This is a genomic window from Serratia sp. NA_13 (assembly GCF_052691735.1).
Genome location: NZ_JBQZFV010000001.1, coordinates 695,172 through 713,929, shown reverse-complemented (window position 1 = coordinate 713,929; position 18,758 = coordinate 695,172). Strand labels below are relative to the sequence as shown.

21 protein-coding genes and 1 pseudogene are annotated in these 18,758 nt (G+C 54.6%); 13 read left to right on the top strand and 9 right to left on the bottom strand.

Features of this window, described 5'->3' with window-relative positions:
• The first annotated feature begins 295 nt into the window (after nt 1-295).
• A complete protein-coding gene (locus ACUTSU_RS03315) occupies nt 296-859 on the top strand; it encodes a VOC family protein (RefSeq protein ID WP_261413644.1) in 564 nt (187 codons plus the stop codon).
• On the opposite strand, the gene ACUTSU_RS03310 is transcribed toward ACUTSU_RS03315, so the two are convergent.
• On the bottom strand, nt 856-2,007 hold the full coding sequence (locus tag ACUTSU_RS03310) for a MalY/PatB family protein (protein ID WP_445650640.1): 1,152 nt from the start codon (nt 2,005-2,007) through the stop codon (nt 856-858). The genes ACUTSU_RS03315 and ACUTSU_RS03310 overlap by 4 nt on opposite strands.
• A 101-nt stretch (nt 2,008-2,108) precedes the next feature.
• Here ACUTSU_RS03310 and cutC point away from each other — a divergent pair, with 101 nt between their 5' ends.
• Together cutC and ACUTSU_RS03300 are read left to right on the top strand one after the other, a co-directional pair.
• A complete protein-coding gene (cutC, locus tag ACUTSU_RS03305) occupies nt 2,109-2,867 on the top strand; it encodes a copper homeostasis protein CutC (RefSeq protein WP_445650641.1) in 759 nt (252 codons plus the stop codon).
• A 175-nt stretch (nt 2,868-3,042) separates the two neighbouring features.
• Nucleotides 3,043-3,165, top strand: coding sequence for a hypothetical protein (locus tag ACUTSU_RS03300; RefSeq protein WP_445653763.1), 123 nt, complete (start codon nt 3,043-3,045; stop codon nt 3,163-3,165).
• Nucleotides 3,166-3,224: 59 nt separating this feature from the next.
• Here ACUTSU_RS03300 and cmoB read toward each other — a convergent pair whose 3' ends face one another.
• The 5 genes and pseudogenes from cmoB to ACUTSU_RS03275 form a co-directional block, all read right to left on the bottom strand.
• Nucleotides 3,225-4,196, bottom strand: a complete 972-nt coding sequence (gene cmoB / locus ACUTSU_RS03295; RefSeq protein ID WP_445653762.1) for a tRNA 5-methoxyuridine(34)/uridine 5-oxyacetic acid(34) synthase CmoB — start codon at nt 4,194-4,196, stop codon at nt 3,225-3,227.
• Entirely contained in the window at nt 4,193-4,936 is a 744-nt protein-coding gene (gene cmoA, locus ACUTSU_RS03290) for a carboxy-S-adenosyl-L-methionine synthase CmoA (protein WP_445650644.1), read from the bottom strand. The genes cmoB and cmoA overlap by 4 nt, the downstream gene beginning before the upstream one ends.
• 102 nt (nt 4,937-5,038) lie before the next feature.
• The gene (locus ACUTSU_RS03285; protein ID WP_135316887.1) at nt 5,039-5,434 is read right to left on the bottom strand and encodes an MAPEG family protein; all 396 of its coding nucleotides are present in this window, start codon (nt 5,432-5,434) and stop codon (nt 5,039-5,041) included.
• A 102-nt stretch (nt 5,435-5,536) separates the two neighbouring features.
• Nucleotides 5,537-6,352 (bottom strand): DUF72 domain-containing protein, encoded by an 816-nt coding sequence (locus ACUTSU_RS03280; RefSeq protein ID WP_445653761.1) that lies wholly within the window; start codon nt 6,350-6,352, stop codon nt 5,537-5,539.
• A gap of 74 nt (nt 6,353-6,426) precedes the next feature.
• A pseudogene (locus ACUTSU_RS03275) lies at nt 6,427-6,739 on the bottom strand (isochorismatase family protein).
• Nucleotides 6,740-6,941: 202 nt separating this feature from the next.
• Here ACUTSU_RS03275 and ACUTSU_RS03270 point away from each other — a divergent pair.
• From ACUTSU_RS03270 to ruvB, 7 genes are all read left to right on the top strand, one after another.
• On the top strand, nt 6,942-7,172 hold the full coding sequence (locus tag ACUTSU_RS03270; RefSeq protein WP_445653760.1) for an FmdB family zinc ribbon protein: 231 nt from the start codon (nt 6,942-6,944) through the stop codon (nt 7,170-7,172).
• Nucleotides 7,173-7,255: 83 nt separating this feature from the next.
• Nucleotides 7,256-9,046 carry an aspartate--tRNA ligase gene (aspS, locus tag ACUTSU_RS03265; protein ID WP_445650646.1) on the top strand — a complete coding sequence of 597 codons (1,791 nt, stop codon included), beginning with the start codon at nt 7,256-7,258 and terminating at the stop codon, nt 9,044-9,046.
• Nucleotides 9,046-9,492, top strand: a complete 447-nt coding sequence (gene nudB, locus ACUTSU_RS03260; RefSeq protein ID WP_020827265.1) for a dihydroneopterin triphosphate diphosphatase — start codon at nt 9,046-9,048, stop codon at nt 9,490-9,492. The genes aspS and nudB overlap by 1 nt, the downstream gene beginning before the upstream one ends.
• Nucleotides 9,493-9,511: 19 nt before the next feature.
• Nucleotides 9,512-10,255, top strand: a complete 744-nt coding sequence (locus tag ACUTSU_RS03255; protein ID WP_044551837.1) for a YebC/PmpR family DNA-binding transcriptional regulator — start codon at nt 9,512-9,514, stop codon at nt 10,253-10,255.
• A gap of 73 nt (nt 10,256-10,328) precedes the next feature.
• Nucleotides 10,329-10,850, top strand: a complete 522-nt coding sequence (gene ruvC / locus ACUTSU_RS03250; protein ID WP_004945529.1) for a crossover junction endodeoxyribonuclease RuvC — start codon at nt 10,329-10,331, stop codon at nt 10,848-10,850.
• Nucleotides 10,851-10,962: 112 nt separating this feature from the next.
• Entirely contained in the window at nt 10,963-11,577 is a 615-nt protein-coding gene (gene ruvA / locus ACUTSU_RS03245) for a Holliday junction branch migration protein RuvA (protein WP_445650647.1), read from the top strand.
• A 20-nt stretch (nt 11,578-11,597) separates the two neighbouring features.
• Nucleotides 11,598-12,602 (top strand): Holliday junction branch migration DNA helicase RuvB, encoded by a 1,005-nt coding sequence (gene ruvB / locus ACUTSU_RS03240; RefSeq protein WP_445653759.1) that lies wholly within the window; start codon nt 11,598-11,600, stop codon nt 12,600-12,602.
• A gap of 71 nt (nt 12,603-12,673) precedes the next feature.
• On the opposite strand, the gene znuB is transcribed toward ruvB, so the two are convergent.
• Nucleotides 12,674-13,459: a zinc ABC transporter permease subunit ZnuB gene (gene znuB / locus ACUTSU_RS03235; protein ID WP_445650649.1), complete on the bottom strand. Its 786-nt coding sequence runs from the start codon at nt 13,457-13,459 to the stop codon at nt 12,674-12,676.
• Complete coding sequence (znuC, locus tag ACUTSU_RS03230; protein WP_445650650.1) at nt 13,456-14,214, bottom strand: zinc ABC transporter ATP-binding protein ZnuC; 759 nt, start codon at nt 14,212-14,214, stop codon at nt 13,456-13,458. Before znuC ends, znuB begins: the two co-directional genes overlap by 4 nt.
• 77 nt (nt 14,215-14,291) lie before the next feature.
• Here znuC and znuA point away from each other — a divergent pair, with 77 nt between their 5' ends.
• The 3 genes from znuA to lpxM all read left to right on the top strand — a co-directional run bounded on the left by znuA (nt 14,292) and on the right by lpxM (nt 17,715).
• On the top strand, nt 14,292-15,257 hold the full coding sequence (gene znuA, locus ACUTSU_RS03225) for a zinc ABC transporter substrate-binding protein ZnuA (protein ID WP_445653758.1): 966 nt from the start codon (nt 14,292-14,294) through the stop codon (nt 15,255-15,257).
• Between the two features lie 21 nt (nt 15,258-15,278).
• A complete protein-coding gene (mepM, locus tag ACUTSU_RS03220; protein ID WP_445650652.1) occupies nt 15,279-16,601 on the top strand; it encodes a murein DD-endopeptidase MepM in 1,323 nt (440 codons plus the stop codon).
• A gap of 145 nt (nt 16,602-16,746) precedes the next feature.
• Nucleotides 16,747-17,715 (top strand): lauroyl-Kdo(2)-lipid IV(A) myristoyltransferase, encoded by a 969-nt coding sequence (gene lpxM, locus ACUTSU_RS03215; protein ID WP_445653757.1) that lies wholly within the window; start codon nt 16,747-16,749, stop codon nt 17,713-17,715.
• A 61-nt stretch (nt 17,716-17,776) separates the two neighbouring features.
• On the opposite strand, the gene ACUTSU_RS03210 is transcribed toward lpxM, so the two are convergent.
• Nucleotides 17,777-18,661: a leucine-rich repeat domain-containing protein gene (locus tag ACUTSU_RS03210; RefSeq protein ID WP_445650654.1), complete on the bottom strand. Its 885-nt coding sequence runs from the start codon at nt 18,659-18,661 to the stop codon at nt 17,777-17,779.
• Between the last annotated feature and the right edge of the window lie 97 nt (nt 18,662-18,758).

Below are 18,758 nucleotides of genomic sequence, written 5' to 3'. Positions count from 1 at the left end.
ATTTTGCTTAATAAGTTAGCAATATTTTCAGTGCTCTGGTCATAAGAAAAAACTATAAACTTATGCCATAGCCTTTTTCGGGAATTAAAGGTTGAAAAAGTAAAATCTGCAGTGTAATAAAAACGCGAAAAATTATTCTTTTGTGCTTTTTATGTTCAACAAATAGCCACTTTATCTTGGCGTTCTAGTTGAGAGCAAAAAATATTAACTTGCCGCGTCAGCCGGGTGGCTAGCAGCGCCTCAGCCGTGTAAATTACACCTCCTGAAAATCGCTTTCCGCAGTATCGAGGACGCTATGACCACTTTCCCGGCGATGGCCGAACTTAACGATTTAGCGCTGGATTTACCCCGCTTTGAACTGGCGTTGAGCCGGTTCGCCGAAAAACTGCATTTAGATTTGTCCCAGTTTACTGCGGATCATATCTCGGTACGTTGCCATCAAAACACCACGGCCGATCGCTGGCGGCAGGGGTTTGAACACTGTGGCTCACTGTTGTCAGAATCGATGATTAATGGCCGTCCTATATGCTTGTTTGATCTCCAGCAACCGCTCAAGGTCGGGCCATGGTTGATCGACTGCGTGGAGCTGCCCTATCCCGGCGATAAACGTTATCCGCACGAGGGCTGGGAACATGTGGAGCTGGTGCTGAGTGGCGAACCGGCCACTTTGTATGCGCGGGCGTTAAGCCATCTGCCCGATGAAGCGTTGCTGGCTCCTGGGATTAAATTGAAGCAGAGTTCACCACAGGGTGAGGGCGAACGTTTACCTAACCCGACACTGGCGATCACCGATGGGACTGTGACTATCAAATTTCATCCTTATTCCATCCGGGAAATCGTCGCCAGCGAGCAAGCCTAATTTGGCATCAGCGCCTGGGTCGCCAGCATCATGCGATCCAGCGCCTGACTCAGCAGTTCGCGCCGGCAACCAAAATTCAAACGCACAAAATGGCGGCTGCCAAAATCCAGCCCCGGACTTAACCCGACGCCAGCCTGTTCAAAAAAGGCGTGCGGGTTATCGACCTTCAGTTGGCTGCAGTCGATCCAGGCCAGGTAAGTGGCTTCGATGGGTTGCAGCAACAGTCCGGGCATGGCATTAATACGCTCGGTCACCAAATCACGATTGGCGCGCAGATAAATCAGCAGCGCGTCCAGCCAGTCTTGGCCATGCTGGTAGGCGGCTTGGGCGGCAACCAGCGCCAGTACGTCCACCTCTGGCACGATGCCGCTGCGAGCACGGGTCAGCTTCTGGCGTAACTGCGGGTTGGGGACAATCGCCATCGAAGCCCCCAGCCCGGCAATGTTGAAGGTTTTCGACGGCGACATCAGTGTGATGCTGCGCTGGGCCGCATCTTCATTCAAGGTGGCAAAGGGGATGTGCTCGCAGCTGGGCTCCAGCAGCAGGTCGCAATGAATTTCGTCCGAACAAACTGTCAGATCATGGGCAAGGGCAAACTCATGATGCTGCAGTAACTCCTGTCGACGATAAACCGTACCGCCCGGATTTTGCGGATTGCACAACAACAGTAATTTATCTTTGCCACTGAGCTGTCCGGTAATGGTGCTGAAATCCAACAGCCAGCGACGGTCGTGCAGCGTCAACGGCACGGGCAACTGGGGGCGTCCGGCGAATTTCGCAGCTTTGCGAAACGGGGGATAAATTGGTGACGGTGCCAGAGTGCCTTCTCCTTCTGCGGTAAAGGCACGCACGCATAAATTAAGGCCGCAAACCAGGCCAGGCAGGAAAATCAGCCATTCGGGTTTGATACGCCAGCCGTAACGTTCCAGCATGCGGCGGGTAAAGACCTCAATAAGTTCTGATGAGGGATGGCTGTAGCCGAATACCGCATGTGCTACACGCTGCTGTAATGCGTCGATGATGGCCGGCGGTGACAGGAAGTCGGTATCAGCGACCCAGAGTGGAATAATGTCGCGGTCGCGATATTTATCCCACTTAACACTGTCACTGTGACTACGGTCTACCCATTGATCAAAATTGAATGCCATAGTTACTACCCTGTATAGGTTGATACCTTTTTATCAGCCTAAGAGATAAATTGAAAAATTAACAATTGCCGTCGCAGGTTAGCCGTCATCTGGGGGTGACAATGATAAAATTGGAAGTTTGTTGCTATAGCGTCGATTGCGCGCTGACGGCTGAGCGGGCAGGTGCCGATCGCATAGAATTGTGCTCCAGCCCGAGTGAGGGCGGTTTGACACCCAGCTACGGCTCATTGCGCCTGGCGCGCGACAAAGTCAGCGTGCCGGTGCATCCTATTATTCGTCCGCGCGGTGGGGACTTTTGCTACGGGGCGGTGGATTTTGATGTGATCAAGCATGATATCGCACAGATCCGCGATATGGGTTTTGCCGGCGTGGTGGTCGGCATGCTGGATGAAGAAGGGCATATCGACCTGCCGCGCATGCGCGAAGTGATGCGCTTGAGTGGCAATATGGCGGTGACCTTTCACCGCGCGTTTGATATGTGCCAGAACCCGATGGTCGCGCTCAATCAACTAACCCAGTTGGGCGTTACGCGGATACTGACTTCTGGCCAGCAGCAAAATGCGGAGCTGGGTTTACCCTTGCTGCGTGATCTGTTGCAGGCCAGTCAGGGGCCGATAATTATGGCCGGTGCCGGCGTGCGCTTGAGCAATCTGCATAAATTTGTCGATATCGGTATTCAGGAGCTGCACAGTTCATCCGGTCATGCGGTGCCTTCGACCATGCGTTATCGCAAAGCCGGCGTGACCATGTGTTCAGACAGTGAGTTTGATGAATTTAGCCATTATTGCGTGGATGGCGAAATGGTAGAAGCCATGAAAAACTCGTTGGCGTTGGTCGATCCACTGGTGCAAAGTGCCTAGCTAAGCTGTTTTCAAACCGAAAGGTCGATGGATCAGTAAGTGCACATCAGAACCCGGCAAAACCGAACTGGCAGCGCTTTATTTGGATTGTGCCGTTCAAACGACCCCTTCCAATCTGACGCAGGAGTACCGAATTCTGATACAGGTTTATTCTGCCGGGTAAGGTAGCCATGTCATGGTGCAGATTAACGGTGTGGCAGGGCTGGCCACGCCGGACGGTAATGACAAGGTTAAACCATTGGAATGCAAATCCAGCGGTGTGTTGGAAAAGGATTTACTGGAAGCCTTGCGAAAGTAAGAGAGGATGACGTCATCCCCCGCTAACATCGAGGGGGATGATGCTGTTTTCATTTTGGCTTAAGGTTTTTTCGCCACCAGCACGGCGCGCAGCGGGGCGGGGTAGCCCTCGATGGTCTTAGCAGGATCTTCAGGATCGAGGAATTCGGCCAGTGATTCGCTGGTCATCCAGTCGGTACGGCGTTGTTCTTCAGTGCTGGTCACACACATGTCGGCGATTTTTACGTCGACGAAACCGCACTTCTCCAGCCAGCACTTCAGCGCTTCGGCAGACGGAATAAAATAGACGTTACGCATTTGCGCATAGCGATCGCCGGGTACCAAGACCTGATTGTGGTCGCCTTCTATTACCAGCGTTTCCAACACCAGTTCACCTTCGCTGACCAATTGGTTTTTCAACTGGTAGAGGTGATCCAATGGCGAGCGGCGGTGGTACAGCACACCCATCGAAAATACCGTATCGAAGGCGGCCAGTTCCGGCAGTTGTTCAATGCCGAGCGGCAACAGATGAGCGCGCTGATCGCCGCCCAGCAGTTTACGCACCGCTTCAAACTGACACAGAAACAGCTGCATCGGATCGATGCCGACCGCCAACTGGGCGCCGGCACCAAGCATGCGCCACAGGTGATAACCGCTGCCGCAGCCGACATCAAGAATAGTGCGACCGGTCAGCGGTGAAATGTGCGGTAAAACGCGATCCCATTTCCAGTCGGAATGCCATTCGGTGTCAATATCGATGCCATACAGCGAGAACGGCCCTTTACGCCACGGCATCATGGTGCGCAGCATCTTTTCGATGCCTTCCAACTGACCTGGTGACAGAGGGGTGTCCATCTCCGCATGCACGCCATCGAGTAAATCCAGACGGGTCGGCGTCAGTGCCGGCAGGTGTTCAACCGAATTAAACCACTGTTTGAACTTGCCGTGCAGCGACTCACGCTGCCAGGCGCTAAGCTGCGCGGGCAAGGTATCGAGCCAGTGGCTGAGGTTGCTTTTTGCGATGCGTTGATAAAAATCACCAAACTCAATCATGCTGCCACCCCCGATTTCAGGGCGATCAGTGAACCGAAGTTAAAGCACTGGAACCAGACTTCCGCATGTTCAAAACCGGCCTGCTTCAAACGCGTCTTGTGGGCGTCTACGGAGTCGGTCAGCATGACGTTTTCCAGCATGCTGCGCTTCTGGCTGATCTCCAGTTCGCTGTAGCCGTTGGCGCGTTTGAAATCGTGGTGCATGTTGAACAACAACTCGCCGACGTCGGCATCTTCAAAACTGAATTTCTCCGACAGCACCAGTGCGCCGCCCGGACGCAGCCCGCGATAAACCTGTTCCAGCAGGCGCAGTCGGTCAGCCGGCTCCAGGAATTGCAGGGTGAAGTTCAACACCACCATAGAGGCATTTTCGATTTTGATATCGAGAATATCCGCCTCAATCACTTCTACCGGGGTGTCGGCGCGGAAGGCGTCAATATGGCGACGGCAGCGTTCCACCATCGCCGGGGAATTGTCGACGGCAATGATGTTACAGCCCGCCACCTTGATATTCCTTCGCATCGACAGCGTTGCTGCGCCCAGTGAACAGCCGAGGTCATACACCTGGCTGTCGGGCTGAACGAAACGTTCGGCCAGCATACCAATCATCGAAATGATATTGGAATAGCCGGGAACGGAACGCTGGATCATGTCAGGGAACACTTCAGCGACGCGTTCGTCGAAGGTCCAGTCGCCCAGTTTGGCGATTGGGGCAGAAAAAAGAGTATCGCGGTTTGGCATGGCGGCAAATCAGTTCAGAATTCGAAGGCGCATATGCTAACAGAAAATGGCAAGAAAGAGCAGCGGAAGCAGGCGGCGTAACCGCCTGAGGTCGTGCGGGGTTTAATGAAGGCTGAAAATAATATCCCACGGCAGATAGAAAATATTGGCCAGCACCATCAACACCAACGAAAGGTAGGTGGCAGCCATGCCGGAACGACGCCAGCGGACTTCACGATTACGTAAACCGTAATAATGCACCAGTCGGCCGGCCATCAACATCAGGCCACAAATATGGATCATCCATACTTCAGCGCCGTTCATCTCCATGATCACCAGCAAAACGGCGGCGATAGGAATGTATTCTACGGCGTTGCCGTGAACGCGGATGGCGGTCTGTAGCTCATAAAACCCGCCGTCTCCGTAAGCGACACGGTATTGCATCCTTAACCTAACCACGTCATAAGAGAGTTTGATCAACAACAGTGCGCCGAGCACGACATAAAGCGCGCTTACCATTTTTAACTCCATTCCCTAACCAAAACTGGCAGCCAGCATCATAGCCGCCATTGCATTCACTGTCGCGAGAAAAAATCTGATGTTATTGGTCAGATTAATAGGTCAAAACAGTGCATCCTGCTCGGGCCAGTCAGGTGGGGGCGGTAAATTCGGAATAGCCTGATAAAGCTGTTGCCAGATTTTCTGGGCCTGTTGCGGGGAATCGCCGTTATCCGGCGTATGGATAAACAAGAAGGGCTGATGTTGAGATTGCCAACTGGGCAGTTTCTGTTGCCACGCGTCGAACCAGCGCAGGTTATCCTGCAGAACATCGCCACCGATAAAACGCACCAGTGGATTGTTGGCGGTGACCAGTGCGTGTACCGGCAATTTGGGTTTTTTCTGCTGTGCATCGCGCACAGCCGCGCTGTTGGGCTCGGCGTGATGTATCGGCCGGCTGTCGAGGATCACCCGGTTGATACCACGTTGATGTAACCCCTGATTCAGCAGTCGTTCGTCTTCGCCCTTGCCAAAGAATGCCGGGTGGCGGACTTCCACCCCGTAGGTAAACTCTTTGGGTAAGGCGTCAAAAAATTGCCACATTGCCGGTAATTCCGCCGGGCCGAACGCGGCGGGCAACTGCAGCCAAAGTTGGCCGATACGTTGATGCACCGGGCTCAGGCACTGGTAAAAGGCTTGTAGCTCGGCGTCACAGTTGCGCAGTGCGGCCTGATGACTGATGGTGGCGGGAAATTTGAAACAGAAGCGAAAATCATCGGTGGTCATGTCGCGCCAGCGCTGGACTATTTCCATTTTCGGTAACGCGTAGAAGGTGGTATTGCCTTCCACGCAGTTAAAGTAACGGCTGTAATCTGCCAGATCGCGCAGCCCGATACGGTTCCAGGCCGGGTGTTGCCACTGTGGGAGTCCGATATACATCAAGCTGGCATCTTCCTTAATTATCCCTGTCAGTCAAACGTGGGCGCAGTAGGTGGTGCCCCTACAACTTAACGTTACTCGTCGATGGCGGCAAGAATTTCACAGGTGCTGCGAACGCGCGCCAGACGCGGGAAGATGTTGTTGAAAGCAAACTGGTGCATTTCAGCGTTGGGTGCGCTGCACAGGTCTTCGGCGATCACCAATTCATAGCCGTGTTTCCAAGCGTCACAGAACAACCGGCGCACCCAGCGAACGAAAGTGTGTTGCCAACTGGGCACCATGTGCAACCACGCTCTCGGCGCTGTGCGGCCCACCGGCATAAGGCAGAATAGCGTTTTGCAAATCAATCAATACCAGGGCCGTGATTTTAGCATCAAGCTTTAACATGGGGATATCTCGTCACGAGGTGGATAAAATACGCGCAGGTGAGCTGGCGCGATAAACAGGCGTCGATTCAGGCTACGTGAAAAAAGCGTCACGGGTTAATGGGAAATTTGTTAATCAATGTGTTACTTCGGGCAAAAACACGTCATTTAGTGCTGCAACAAAGCTGTGTTCGCACTTATCTGGCGCATGAATTTCCTTTATAATGATCCCCTTTTTTCAACACATTTTACTCCGACGACCTATGCCGATTTATGAATATGCATGTGGTGCTTGCAGCCTTCGGTTAGAGAAACTGCAAAAATTTTCCGATGCGCCGCTGACAGATTGTCCGGCGTGTGGGCAGCCCGCATTAACCAAGCTGATTTCGTCCACCGGTTTCCAGTTAAAGGGTACGGGTTGGTATGCAACAGACTTCAAACCGGGTAATAAGTAGAGTTCATCAGAAATTATCAGAAAACAGCCGCGTGGCAGGCGCTAAAGCCCGCGCGGCATCGGCTTAAGCCAAAAGGATAGCGTATGCGTACTGAATATTGCGGGCAGTTGAATCTGTCTCATGTGGGCCAGGAAGTCACTTTGTGTGGTTGGGTCAACCGTCGTCGCGATCTGGGCGGCCTGATCTTTATTGATATGCGCGACCGCGAAGGCATCGTGCAGGTGTTCTTCGATCCCGACCAGAAGGCCGCGTTCGACAAGGCGTACGACCTGCGCAATGAATTCTGCATCCAGATCGTCGGCACCGTGCGTGCCCGTCCGGACAGCCAGATCAATAAAGATATGGCTACCGGTGAAGTAGAAGTGTTCGCCCATGCACTGGAGATCATCAACCGTTCCGAGCCTCTGCCGCTGGACTCCAACCAGGTCAACACCGAAGAAGCTCGCCTGAAATACCGCTACCTGGATCTGCGTCGCCCGGAAATGGCCGATCGCCTGAAAACCCGCGCCAAAATCACCAGCTTTGTGCGTCGCTTTATGGACAGCCACGGTTTCCTCGACATCGAAACCCCGATGCTGACCAAGGCCACGCCGGAAGGCGCCCGTGACTATCTGGTTCCGAGCCGCGTACATAAAGGCAAGTTCTATGCGTTGCCACAGTCGCCGCAGCTGTTCAAACAGTTGTTGATGATGTCCGGTTTCGACCGCTACTACCAAATCGTCAAATGCTTCCGCGACGAAGACCTGCGTGCCGACCGTCAGCCTGAATTTACCCAGATCGACGTGGAAACCTCTTTCATGACCGCCGATCAGGTGCGTGAAGTGATGGAGAAACTGGCGCGTGAACTGTGGCTGGACGTGAAGGGCGTAGATCTGGGTGATTTCCCGGTCATGACCTTCGAAGAAGCCATGCGTCGCTATGGCTCAGACAAGCCGGACCTGCGTAACCCACTGGAGCTGGTGGACGTTGCCGATCTGGTGAAGGACGTGGAGTTCAAGGTCTTCTCCGGCCCGGCTAACGATGCCAAAGGCCGCGTTGCCGCTATCTGTGTACCAGGTGGTGCGCAACTGACCCGTAAGCTGATCGATGAATACGGCGCTTTCGTTAACATCTATGGTGCTAAAGGCCTGGCTTGGCTGAAGGTCAATGACCGCGCCGCCGGCATGGAAGGCGTACAGAGCCCGATTGCTAAATTCCTCAGCGCAGAAGTGCTGGAAGCAATTCTGGCGCGTACCAACGCGCAGAGCGGCGACATTCTGTTCTTCGGCGCCGACAGCTTCAAGATTGTCACCGACGCGATGGGCGCGCTGCGTCTGAAGCTGGGCCGTGATTTGGAACTGACCAAGCTGGACAGCTGGGCACCGCTGTGGGTCGTGGACTTCCCGATGTTCGAAGAAGACGACGAAGGTGGTCTGGCGGCGATGCACCACCCGTTCACCGCACCGCGCGACATGAGCCCGGAAGAACTGGCCAACACGCCAATCAATGCCATCGCCAACGCTTACGACATGGTTATCAATGGCTATGAAGTGGGTGGCGGTTCGGTGCGTATTCACCGTAGCGAAATGCAGCAGACGGTATTTAGCATCCTCGGCATTAACGAGCACGAACAGCGTGAGAAGTTTGGCTTCCTGCTGGACGCGCTGAAGTACGGGACGCCGCCACACGCCGGCCTGGCTTTCGGCCTGGATCGTCTGGTGATGCTGCTGACCGGCACCGACAACATTCGTGACGTGATCGCCTTCCCGAAAACCACCGCTGCGGCCTGCTTGATGACCGAAGCACCAAGCTTCGCGAACCCGGCTTCGTTGCAGGAGCTGGCAATCAGCGTGGTAAAGAAAGCGACTGACGATTCAAATGTAGAGAACCAGTAATGAACTACAAGCGTCCCGAGTCTATTCTGGTAGTGATTTATGCCAAATCCAGTGGTCGGGTGCTGATGTTACAGCGGCGCGATGATACCGAATTCTGGCAGTCGGTGACCGGCAGCCTGGAGGAAGATGAGTCGCCGCCGCATGCCGCACGGCGTGAGGTCATGGAAGAAGTCGGCATCGATATCGAAGCAGAGAAACTGCCGTTGTTCGATTGCCAGCGCTGTGTGGAGTTTGAACTCTTTGTCCATTTGCGACATCGCTATGCCCCGGGAACCACGCGTAATAAAGAGCACTGGTTCTGTCTGGCTTTGCCTGAAGAGCGCGATCCGGTGATTACCGAGCATCACGCCTACCAGTGGCTTGAGGCGGCGGAAGCCGTGAAGTTGACCAAGTCCTGGAGCAATCAGCAGGCGATTGAAGAGTTTGTGATTAATTCAGTCCAGTAATTTTTTTCGGAGATTTTTTATGGCAGGTCATAGTAAGTGGGCCAACACAAAGCACCGTAAAGCAGCGCAGGATTCCAAGCGCGGTAAAATTTTCACCAAAATTATTCGCGAGCTGGTGACCGCCGCGAAACTGGGCGGTGGCGATCCGGGGGCTAACCCGCGTCTGCGTGCGGCGATCGACAAGGCGCTGTCCAACAACATGACGCGCGACACCCTGAACCGTGCCATCGCGCGTGGGGTAGGCGGTGATGATGATACCAATATGGAAACCATCATTTATGAAGGCTACGGCCCTGGCGGCACTGCCGTCATGATCGAGTGCCTGAGTGACAACCGCAACCGTACCGTGGCGGAAGTGCGTCATGCCTTCACCAAGTGTGGCGGTAACCTGGGTACCGATGGCTCCGTGGCTTACCTGTTCACCAAGAAGGGCGTCATCACTTACGCACCTGGCCTGGATGAAGACGTGGTGATGGAAGCGGCGCTGGAAGCCGGTGCCGAAGATATCGTTAGCTACGACGACGGTGTGATCGACGTATTCACAGCCTGGGAAAACCTCGGCGAAGTGAAAGATGCTCTGACTGCTGCCGGTTTCACTGCCGACTCGGCAGAAGTTTCCATGATCCCATCGACCAAGGCCGATATGGATGAGGAAACTGCGCCCAAGCTGTTGCGCCTGATCGACATGCTGGAAGACTGTGACGACGTACAGGAGGTTTATCACAACGGTGAGATCTCCGACGAAGTTGCAGCAACGCTGTAATCGGCTTGAAGTACGGCGCTGCTCTATGGCAGCGCCTGGCGATGTTAATGCTTAACGCAAGGTGGGTGTAGGGATGACGATCATACTGGGTATCGATCCCGGATCGCGCGTCACCGGTTATGGCCTTATTCGCCAGCAGGGCCGTCAATTGAGCTATATCGCCAGTGGTTGCATTCGCACCGTGGTGGATGACATGCCGACGCGGCTGAAATTGATCTACGCAGGTGTCAGTGAAATCATCACCCAGTTTAAACCGGATTTCTTCGCCATCGAACAGGTGTTTATGGCGAAGAACCCGGATTCTGCGCTCAAACTCGGGCAGGCGCGCGGCGTGGCGATTGTTGCTGCCGTGAACCAGGATCTGGAAGTGTTTGAATATGCGGCGCGTCAGGTGAAACAAACGGTGGTCGGCACCGGCGCGGCAGAGAAGGCGCAGGTGCAGCACATGGTACGCTCGCTGCTTAAGCTGTCGGCCAATCCCCAGGCGGACGCCGCCGATGCGCTGGCTATCGCCATCACTCACTGTCATCTCAGCCAAAACGTGCTGCGGATGAGCGAAGGGCGGTTAAACCTGGCTCGTGGCCGTTTAAAGTAGCGTGTGAACAGTGGCAACTCAGGCTGGATATTCATCCAGCCTTTTTTATGTTATAAGCTTTACCAGCACGGCATGGCAGTCGGTCATGCTCAAGAATTCTGCAGGAGGGTAAATGATAGGTCGTCTCAGAGGAGTTATTCTGGAAAAGCAGCCGCCGCTGGTGTTACTGGAGGCAAATGGCGTGGGGTATGAAGTGCATATGCCCATGACCTGCTTTTATGAGCTGCCGGATCTGGGGCAAGAGGCTATCGTGTTTACCCAATTCGTGGTGCGCGAAGATGCACAGTTGCTGTACGGTTTTAATGATAAACAAGAGCGTGCGCTGTTCCGCGAGTTGATCAAAGTCAACGGCGTAGGGCCAAAACTGGCGCTGGCGATCCTGTCCGGGATGTCCGCGCAGCAGTTTGTCAGCGCGGTAGAACGCGAAGAGATCACCTCGCTGGTGAAATTGCCGGGGGTTGGCAAGAAAACCGCTGAGCGCCTGGTGGTCGAAATGAAAGACCGCTTTAAAGGGCTTAATGGCGATCTGTTCAATAACAGCAGCGAAATCGCGCTTCCCGCCACGGCAACGCAGGCCGCCGAGCTGGACGCGGAAGCAGAAGCAGCTTCTGCGCTGGTGGCATTGGGCTATAAACCGCAGGAAGCCAGCCGTATGGTCAGCAAAATCGCCAAGCCTGGCGCCGATTGCGAAACCCTGATCCGCGACGCGTTGCGCGCCGCGCTGTAAGCGCCGATAAGGGATAGAGAATGATTGAAGCCGATCGCCTGATTTCTGCCGAACCGATCAATGAAGAAGAAATTCTTGATCGCGCCATCCGGCCGAAGCTGCTGACGGAGTACGTCGGTCAGCCACATGTCCGCGAGCAGATGGAAATCTTTATTCAGGCGGCCAGGCAGCGTGGCGACGCGCTGGACCACCTGCTGATTTTCGGTCCGCCGGGGCTGGGTAAAACCACACTGGCCAACATCGTTGCCAATGAAATGGGCGTTAACCTGCGTACCACTTCCGGACCGGTTTTGGAGAAGGCGGGCGATTTGGCGGCGATGCTGACCAACCTCGAGCCACATGACGTGCTGTTCATCGATGAAATCCACCGTCTCTCTCCGGTAGTAGAAGAAGTGCTGTACCCGGCGATGGAAGATTACCAACTGGATATCATGATCGGCGAAGGCCCGGCCGCTCGCTCGATCAAACTCGATTTGCCGCCGTTCACGCTGGTGGGGGCAACCACACGTGCCGGTTCACTGACATCGCCATTGCGTGACCGCTTCGGTATTGTGCAGCGTCTGGAGTTTTATCAGATCGCCGATTTACAGCACATCGTTTCACGCAGCGCCAATTGTCTGGGACTGGATCTGTCGGAAGAGGGCGCCCATCAGGTAGCTCGTCGCGCGCGCGGCACTCCACGTATTGCCAACCGTTTACTGCGTCGGGTGCGTGATTTTGCCGAAGTTCGCGCCAATGGCGTAATCAATGGCGAAGTGGCGATGCAGGCGCTGGATATGTTGAACGTCGACGCCGAAGGTTTTGACTACATGGATCGCAAGCTGTTGCTGGCGATTATCGACAAGTTCACTGGCGGGCCAGTCGGCCTGGACAACCTGGCGGCGGCGATTGGCGAGGAGCGGGAAACTATCGAAGACGTTATCGAACCCTTCCTGATTCAGCAAGGGTTTATCCAGCGTACTCCGCGTGGGCGCATGGCGACCAATCATGCCTATAAACACTTTGGCATGGTGCGAGAAGAGTAAGAGAACTCGTGCATTAAAAAGGGCCGCAATTGAATCAATTGCGGCCCTTTTGATATCTGTAGCTGCCGGGGTCAGGCTTGCTGCTTCCTGCACAGGCTTAAAACAAACAGTACCGCAGCGCTCAAGACGACCGACGGACCGGCCGGGGTGTCGTAGAAGGCTGAAAAGGTCAGCCCGCCGGTTACGGCAAGCACCCCAACCAGCACCGCGAATCCGGCCATTTGCTCCGGCGTGCGAGCGAAGCGACGTGCAGTTGCCGCAGGAATAATCAACAGTGAAGTGATGATCAGCGCACCAACGAATTTCATCGCCAGGCCGATGGTCAGGGCCGTCACCAGCATCAACACGGTGCGCGCACGCACCAGATTAACACCGTCGACATGCGCCAGTTCCGGGCTGACGGTCATCGACAGCAGGTTACGCCACTGCCACCACAGGATCAGCAGCACGACGGTCACGCCAATGCCAATCATCCAGATATCTGTGAGGGTGACCGACAGCAGGTCGCCAAACAGATAGGCCATCAGATCGACCCGCACGTTCGACATTAGCGCCACTACAACCAGCCCCAATGAAAGTGCGCTGTGCGCCATAATGCCGAGCAGGGTATCAACGGAAAGCTGCGGGCGACGTTCCAGCCACACCAGCACCAGAGCCAACACCAGCGTCACGGCAATCACCGCATAGAAGGGATTGATGTCCAGCAGCAGACCAAAAGCCACGCCAAGTAACGAGGCATGCGCCAGGGTATCGCCGAAATAGGACATCCGCCGCCAGACCACAAATGAGCCGAGCGGACCGGCGGCGCAGGCCAACAGGACGCCGGCCAGCCAGCCGGGTAATAACAGTTCGATCATGCCTCACGGCCCCCGGTTTTCTTCAACACAATTCGTCCTTGCAGGTCGTGACGGTGGTTATGGTGGTGGCGATAGACCGCTAGTTGTTCCGCACCGCGATTGCCGAACATGGCGATAAATTCAGGATGCATCGAAACCACTTCCGGCGCGCCGGAACAGCAGATGTGTTGGTTGAGGCACAGCACGTCATCGGTTTTCGCCATCACCAGGTGCAGGTCATGGGACACCATTAATACCGCGCAGCCCAACTCTTTACGCAACTGATCGATCAGGTCATACAGCGCCAGTTGGCCGTTAACATCAACCCCCTGGGTTGGTTCATCCAGCACCAGCAGCTGTGGCTTGTTCAGCAGCGCCCGAGCCAGCAATACGCGCTGGTTTTCACCCCCGGAAAGTTTCTGCATCGGTTGATTGAGCAGGTGGGCCGCCTGTACGCGTTTAAGCGCTGGCAGAATATCGGCCTTTTTGACGCCGGGCTTCAGGCGCATAAAGCGGCTGACGGTCAGCGGCAGGGTGGCATCGAGGTGCAGTTTTTGCGGCACATAGCCAATGCGCAGGCCAGGCTCGCGCTCCAGTGTTCCTTCGGTGGGCGCAATCAGCCCCAGCACTACTCGCACCAGCGTGGATTTGCCCGCGCCATTGGGGCCGAGCAGCGTCAGAATACGGCCCGGCTGCAGGCTGAGCGAAATATTCGACAGCACCTTGCGGTTACCAAAGGAGACGGAGATATTTTTTAGCGTTGTCAGTGTGGACATCTCATGATTACATTTGCAGAACTAACCGAATGTTATAATATCACGCATCGCTAATGAAAACGACGGGATTACAGATAATGGCACAGAAAAATAAATGGCTGCAGCGCACGTTGCTGGCCAGCGCATTGATGATGGCCGGGGCGCTGAGCAGCGCGTCTGCGGCGGTGGTGACTTCTATACGGCCAGTGGGTTTTATCGCTGCGGCGATAGCCGATGGCGTGACGTCGACCGAAGTGCTATTGCCGGATGGCGCATCACCGCACGATTTCGCGCTGCGGCCTTCCGATATCCAGCGCCTGCGTGCCGCCGATCTGGTGGTGTGGGTGGGGCCGGATATGGAAGCTTTTCTGGCCAAGCCCTTAATCTCGGTGTCGACTAACCGCCAGGTTGCCATCAGTGGATTGAGTGGGGTCAAACCGCTGCTGATGAAGGGTGAAGACGACGATCACGACCATGAGCATGGTGATGAACATGCAGCGGATGCGCATAATCATGCTGGAAGTGATGAGGGGGATGGACACCACCACGGCGAATATAATATGCACGTTTGGCTGTCTCCAGAAGTGGCAAAAGTGACCGCGATCGCGATTCACGACAGGTTATTGGAACTTATGCCGCAAAATAAAGACAAATTAGACGCAAACCTGCGCCAGTTCGAGAATCTACTGACGCAAACTGACAAAAATGTTGGTAACATGCTCAAGCCTGTGCAAGGCAAGGGATATTTTGTTTTTCATGATGCTTACGGCTATTTTGAGAAACACTTCGGTTTGAGCCCGCTGGGCCATTTTACCGTTAATCCCGAAATCCAGCCTGGGGCACAGCACTTACACCAAATTCGAACACAGTTGGTTGAGCAGAAAGCAGTATGCGTTTTTGCTGAGCCACAATTCAGGCCAGCCGTAATCAATGCGGTTGCAAAGGGGACCAAAGTGCGTTCTGGAACGCTGGATCCGCTGGGCACCGGCATCGCACTGGGGAAAGACAGCTACGGGAACTTCCTGACACAGCTGTCAAACCAGTACGTGAGCTGCCTGAAGTAAAGATTACGAGGATAAAATCGAGTGCAGCAGATAGTCAAAACTATCGCTCTGGCGTATAACAACCTGCCACGGCCCCACCGCGTTATGCTGGGGTCGTTGACAGTGGTTACATTGGCCGTTGCCGTTTGGCGGCCTTTTGTTTATCACCCAGAACATAACCCCATCGTTAAGAGTATCGAATTAGAATCCAGCCAGTTACGCTCCTTGCTGCCAGAAGCCAGTGAGCCGCTCGATCTTGACCAAGCCACCCCCGATGATGACATCCCACAGGATGAGCTGGACCAGAAGGTCGCTGGCGAGGATGGAGTGCATGAATATGTGGTTTCCACTGGCGACACTCTGGGCAGTATCCTGACCCAATATGGCATCGATATGTCGGACGTCGCCCTGTTGGCATCGCAGAACCGCGATTTGCGTAATCTGAAAATTGGTCAACAGCTGTCATGGACAGTGAACGAAGCTGGCGATCTACAGCGTTTAACTTGGGAAGTATCCCGGCGTGAAACCCGCACTTACGAGCGTACGGGCAACAGCTTCAAAGAAAGCCAGGAATCTCAACAGGGTGAATGGCGTAATAATGTGATCAGCGGCCGACTCAACGGCAGCTTTGTCACCAGCGCCGCCAACGCCGGTCTGAGCCGTGCTGAAATTAATGCGGTGAGCAAAGCGCTGCAGTGGCAGTTGGATTTCCGCAAACTGCGCAAAGGCGATCAATTCTCGGTATTAATGTCCCGTGAACACTTTGATGGCAAGAGGGCGCAGAGCCAGTTGTTGGGGGTGCGCATGCGCACCGGCGGTAAGGACTACTACGCTATTCGTGCCGAAGACGGTAAATTCTACGATCGTCAGGGTTCCGGTCTGGCGAAAGGCTTTATGCGTTTCCCAACCATGAAGCAATTCCGTATTTCCTCAAACTTCAACCCACGCCGGGTTAACCCGGTCACCGGGCGCATTGCGCCGCATAAAGGCGTCGACTTCGCGATGCCGGTTGGCACCCCGGTGCTGGCCGTGGGTGACGGTGAAGTACTGATCGCCAAACGTAGTGGCGCTGCGGGTAACTATGTGGCCATTCGTCATGGTCGCCAGTACACCACCCGTTATATGCATCTGAAAAAACTGTTGGTTAAGCCAGGTCAGAAAGTGAAGCGTGGCGATCGTATTGCGTTGTCCGGTAATACCGGCCGCTCTACCGGCCCACATCTGCACTTTGAAATGTGGACAAACCAACAGGCCGTGAACCCATTGACGGCGAAACTGCCGCGTTCTGAAGGGCTGACCGGTAAAGATCGCAGTGATTATCTGGCGCAGGTGAAGGAAGTCACCCCGCAGCTGCAGTTGGATTAATCCTTTGTTCGGGCGCTGTGCGCCAGTGATACCATCGGCCTGATTTCGGGCCGATGTTGTTTTATATTGGCGCTTCGCCGTGGTTAATTGCAAAATCAACCATTGCAATTATGATTAGCCGAACCGCTAAGTTAAGAGTTTGTGCATGCAAAACGAAAAAAAATCTAACTCAGAGTTCATCCCGCAATTTCAGAAAGCCTTTTTCCACCCGCGCTACTGGGGCGTTTGGCTGGGAACCGGGCTGATGGCCGGTATTTCATTGGTGCCTGCGCGCTTGCGCGATCCGGTGCTGGGTGCCGTTGGCAAGCTGGCCGGCAAGGTGGCTAAAGGCGCACGACGTCGTGCGCGCATCAACCTGTTGTATTGCCTGCCGGAAGTGCTGGAAAACGAGCGTGAGCACATCATTGATGAGATGTTTGCCACCGCGCCGCAGTCGATGATCCTGATGGCCGAACTGGCCTGCACCAAACCGGAAAAAGTGTTGAAGCGCGTTCGCTGGCACGGTGAAGAGGTGCTGGATAAAATCCGTGAGGAAGGCCGTAACGTGATTTTCCTGGTGCCGCATGGCTGGGCGGTGGATGTTCCGGCGATGTTAATGGCGGCTCGCGGTCAGCCGATGGCGGCGATGTTCCACAACCAGAGCAATCCGTTGGTCGACTACCTGTGGAATACGGTGCGCCGTAAATTTGGTGGCCGGATGCATGCGCGCAATGACGGCATCAAGCCATTTATCAGCTCGGTGCGCCAGGGCTATTGGGGCTATTATCTGCCCGATCAGGATCATGGTGCCGAACACAGTGAGTTCGTCGACTTCTTCGCTACCTATAAGGCGACGCTGCCGGCGGTGGGCCGTCTGATGAAAGTCTGCCGTGCGGCCATTGTACCTTTGTTCCCGGTGTATGACGGCAAAACCAGTATGCTGGATGTTTACATTTGTCCGCCGATGGACGATTTGGCCACCGCTGATGACCACACTATTGCGCGTCGGATGAATGAAGAGGTGGAGAACCTGGTGGGGCCGAACCCGGAACAGTACACTTGGATCCTCAAACTATTGAAAACGCGTAAAGAAGGTGAAATTGAACCTTATTCACGCGATGATTTATACCGTTAAGCGAGCGTTTCGTTTGCCTGGCGTCAGGGGCCAGTCATCTCAGGGTGACTGGCCCTTTGTTTTAAATATGTACCATGCAACCCTGAGCTATGAGCGGCTCCAGTACGGCGGGTATCTGGGCAAAGTTGTTCCAGCGCAGGTCTAACCGTCGCAAACGGGTCAATGCCGCCATGCTGTCAGGCAGGGTAGTCAGACGGTTAGCGCGCAGGTCTAGCGTGCTCAGGGCTGCCAACTGGCCAAAGTCCGCCGGTAACTGCTGTAGCTGATTCGTACGCAGGTTGAGCTGAGTCAGGTTGGCTAACTGGCAGAATGCAGCCGGTAGCTGATTGATGGCGTTGTTTTCCAGATCCAGTACGGCCAGTTCAGATAACTGAGCTATTTCATCCGGCAGCGTGGTCAGACGGTTTTTCATCAGATGCAGTTCCCGCAGTGCGGTCAACCGACCGATGGTGGCAGGCAACGCACTAATTTGATTGTTGTAAAGCCGCAGTTCTTGCAGATTACTGAGCTGCGCAATAGCCGCCGGCAGCTCACTGATCTGGTTATCCGTCACGTTCAGATAGCGCAGCTTGTGCAGCTTCCCCAGCTCAATGGGCAGGTCGCAAAAGGCGTTGTCGCTCAAATACAAATAGGTCAGCTCACGCAGTTCACCCATGCTTGCAGGGATACTGGTGGCTTTATTGTGGCCGCAATCCAGCATGGCCAGCCGTTTAAGTTGACCAATTTCGCTCGGTAACTCATTGAGCTGGTTGCAGGAGATATTCAATACCTGCAGGTTGCGATGTTGCAAAATTTGCATTGGGAACTGGTGAAGTTGATTGTCGTACAGACTGATTTTCAGCAGAGAGTTGCCCCGTAGGCTGGCATCCTCCAGATTCTCCAATCCCTGGCCGTCGAGATCCAGTGCTTGCGCATTGGGGTTTTGCTGTGGGTGTTGATGAAGCATCGGTGGCTCTCCATTTGCCGTAACGGCGACTGGAGCTGAGTTTATCAGGGGGGAGGGTGGAGCGTAAAAAAATGCCGACCGCGTTAACGGCCGGCAG

What these genes read in the sequence shown, in the direction of transcription:
- ACUTSU_RS03285 (WP_135316887.1), bottom strand. Translation starts at nt 5,434, where the DNA reads ATGGTAAGCGCGCTTTATGTCGTGCTCGGCGCACTGTTGTTGATCAAA.
- znuB (WP_445650649.1), bottom strand. Translation starts at nt 13,459, where the DNA reads ATGATCGAACTGTTATTACCCGGCTGGCTGGCCGGCGTCCTGTTGGCC.
- ACUTSU_RS03310 (WP_445650640.1), bottom strand. Translation starts at nt 2,007, where the DNA reads ATGGCATTCAATTTTGATCAATGGGTAGACCGTAGTCACAGTGACAGT.
- ACUTSU_RS03300 (WP_445653763.1), top strand. Translation starts at nt 3,043, where the DNA reads ATGGTGCAGATTAACGGTGTGGCAGGGCTGGCCACGCCGGACGGTAAT.
- aspS (WP_445650646.1), top strand. Translation starts at nt 7,256, where the DNA reads ATGCGTACTGAATATTGCGGGCAGTTGAATCTGTCTCATGTGGGCCAG.
- ACUTSU_RS03210 (WP_445650654.1), bottom strand. Translation starts at nt 18,661, where the DNA reads ATGCTTCATCAACACCCACAGCAAAACCCCAATGCGCAAGCACTGGAT.
- ACUTSU_RS03280 (WP_445653761.1), bottom strand. Translation starts at nt 6,352, where the DNA reads ATGTATATCGGACTCCCACAGTGGCAACACCCGGCCTGGAACCGTATC.
- lpxM (WP_445653757.1), top strand. Translation starts at nt 16,747, where the DNA reads ATGCAAAACGAAAAAAAATCTAACTCAGAGTTCATCCCGCAATTTCAG.
- ACUTSU_RS03270 (WP_445653760.1), top strand. Translation starts at nt 6,942, where the DNA reads ATGATCCCCTTTTTTCAACACATTTTACTCCGACGACCTATGCCGATT.
- cmoB (WP_445653762.1), bottom strand. Translation starts at nt 4,196, where the DNA reads ATGATTGAGTTTGGTGATTTTTATCAACGCATCGCAAAAAGCAACCTC.
- ACUTSU_RS03255 (WP_044551837.1), top strand. Translation starts at nt 9,512, where the DNA reads ATGGCAGGTCATAGTAAGTGGGCCAACACAAAGCACCGTAAAGCAGCG.
- ruvA (WP_445650647.1), top strand. Translation starts at nt 10,963, where the DNA reads ATGATAGGTCGTCTCAGAGGAGTTATTCTGGAAAAGCAGCCGCCGCTG.
- znuC (WP_445650650.1), bottom strand. Translation starts at nt 14,214, where the DNA reads ATGTCCACACTGACAACGCTAAAAAATATCTCCGTCTCCTTTGGTAAC.
- ACUTSU_RS03315 (WP_261413644.1), top strand. Translation starts at nt 296, where the DNA reads ATGACCACTTTCCCGGCGATGGCCGAACTTAACGATTTAGCGCTGGAT.
- cutC (WP_445650641.1), top strand. Translation starts at nt 2,109, where the DNA reads ATGATAAAATTGGAAGTTTGTTGCTATAGCGTCGATTGCGCGCTGACG.
- nudB (WP_020827265.1), top strand. Translation starts at nt 9,046, where the DNA reads ATGAACTACAAGCGTCCCGAGTCTATTCTGGTAGTGATTTATGCCAAA.
- ruvC (WP_004945529.1), top strand. Translation starts at nt 10,329, where the DNA reads ATGACGATCATACTGGGTATCGATCCCGGATCGCGCGTCACCGGTTAT.
- cmoA (WP_445650644.1), bottom strand. Translation starts at nt 4,936, where the DNA reads ATGCCAAACCGCGATACTCTTTTTTCTGCCCCAATCGCCAAACTGGGC.
- znuA (WP_445653758.1), top strand. Translation starts at nt 14,292, where the DNA reads ATGGCACAGAAAAATAAATGGCTGCAGCGCACGTTGCTGGCCAGCGCA.
- ruvB (WP_445653759.1), top strand. Translation starts at nt 11,598, where the DNA reads ATGATTGAAGCCGATCGCCTGATTTCTGCCGAACCGATCAATGAAGAA.